This window comes from Streptomyces sp. NPDC022910 (assembly GCF_055561075.1).
The window spans coordinates 1-2,075 of record NZ_JBVHHL010000156.1 but is presented as its reverse complement, the minus strand read 5'-3'; the positions used below and the strand labels follow the sequence as shown (position 1 = coordinate 2,075).

Annotated in this window: 1 protein-coding gene; it reads right to left on the bottom strand. The window is 63.2% G+C overall.

Annotated elements, in window-relative coordinates; translation table 11 throughout:
- Positions 1-75 precede the first annotated feature (75 nt).
- Positions 76-1,848 (bottom strand): group II intron reverse transcriptase/maturase, encoded by a 1,773-nt coding sequence (gene ltrA / locus ACZ3TS_RS42820; protein ID WP_467628632.1) that lies wholly within the window; start codon positions 1,846-1,848, stop codon positions 76-78.
- Positions 1,849-2,075: the final 227 nt, after the last annotated feature.

Genomic DNA, 2,075 nt, shown 5'->3' with positions numbered 1-2,075 from the left:
TGTCGGGTAGCGGGAACGCATTGCTGCGTTCCCGCCCCCTCAGAACCGTGCGTGCCCGCTTGCCAGGCACACGGCTCAAGCAAGCCCCAAGGGCGTTCGCGGTGATGCAGAAATTGCGGACCTCCTGCGAGTTCTGGCCCGGAGGCTGCGTTGACAGGAGGCGTGCACGAGGCGTGTCTGCGGTCCGTCCGGCGCGCCATGTCGTCCGTGGTGAGTGAGGTGGCTGGCGGCTACCGCTCGGCGGACGGTGTTCAGCCACCAGCGTTCCCATTCGTGCGGGGATTGCGGCGGCTGATAGGCGGTGAGGATGTAGTCCCCGCAGAGCGGACAACGGCCCTCCTGCTTGGCAAGCAGGTTCAGGTTGTAGTTGTCCAACGGGGGTTTGACCTTCCTCCGTCTTTTGGCCCAGTAGTCATGCAGGTCGGGATCGTCGGGCGACGCCCCGCCAGTGACCAGTAGGTGCCGGACGATATTCGTCCAGGAGAACTTGACCACATGAAAGGTGCCGCCGCTCTCGCTGTTACAGCCGCGATCGCCGAACACCCAGTAGTCGTTCCTGAACTTGTTGAACTTGCCGTAGTAGCGGCGCACGATCCACTTCTTCGGCTTGTTGGGGTGCGAGTGCTTGGCCCACTTGTAGGTGAGCCGCCACACATGAGAGTCCAGATCCGAGAAGACCCGGCTGGACACCACCCCACGGTAGTAGGCCGCCCAACCCCGAATGATCGGGTTGAGTTTGGCGATGACCGCCACCACATTCGATCCGCGAAGTTTTCGCATCTCGTCCGTGAGCCTTCCCCGTATCCGCATGATCGCTTTCTTGCTTGGCTTGATGATCAGCTTGGATCCGTGAAACTGGCGGAGAGTGAATCCCAGGAAGTCGAAACCTTCGGAGAGATGCACAATGCGCGTCTTCTCCTCGTTGAAGGTCAGGCCCCTGGGAGCCAGCCACGCTGCAAGCCGCGCCTTGACCTGCTCTGCTTGCTGCCGGGAGTGACAGCAGGCGACCATATCGTCGGCGTATCGCACCAGCACCGGAGCTCCTCGCGTCGTTTCTCCGGAAGTACGTCCGGATGCGAGATAGCTGACTCCGGCAGCTTCCTCCAGGCCGTGGAGCGCAACGTTCATCAACAGCGGGCTGATTACACCGCCTTGAGGCGATCCCTCTTCGGTCGGTGTGAGCAGGCCGTCCGCGACCACTCCCGCTTTCAGCCATCCCCGGATCATTTCCCTGGCCGGGAAGGACCCGATCGCTTTAAGCAGTTGTTCGTGGTCGATTCTGTCGAATGCAGCGGACAAGTCGGCATCCAGAATCCACAGCCTCCTGGCCCGGGAGCCTTTCAGCGTGGAGTAGAGAGCGCCGATGGCGTCCGCGCAGCTGCGGCCCGGCCGGAACCCATAGGATTTCGGCTCAAAGCGCGCTTCCCACTCGGGTTCCAGTGCGTTACGGACGCGCGCCTGATGACATCGGTCCATAATCACGGGGATACCGAGCGGCCGTTCTTTTCCGTTGGCCTTTGGAATGTACACGCGTCGGACCGGCAGTGGATTCCAGGACGAGCGCGTATGATGCACACGTAAAGCCACGTCCATCCTGGCCTCGGGTGACAGGGCGGTCTCCCCGTCGATCCCGGCCGTCCGACGTCCAGCGTTGCGCTGAGTCACCTGCCGCACGCTGATCAGCGTGTTCGACCATGACCTCAGCATCAGTTTCTGCAAGGACCGGACCAGGGCCCAGTCCTCTTCCCGCGTCGCCTTGAAGATCCTCTGCCTCAGCCTCACTACGTTGTCCTCGTGGTGACGCCATGCGATGTCGTCCCATTCGGCAACGTCCTCGGGTCCGTTCACCGCGGTGTCCAACTTGCCCCTCGGTTCGGGAGGCCCCGGGCCTCGGTCGTCAAAGGCTCACCAGCCCACGTCAGCTCCCCTTTCGGGACCCGGCCGCCAGGACCGGCATCCGGCCGGTTCCCCGAGACGGCCGCCTGGAGAGGCGGCCACATGTCCCGAGTCCCGCTGCCTTTCGGCCGCCGGCATCTGCTTTTTGGGCTTCCTGTCCCGCCGAGGAGTTCCGCCCC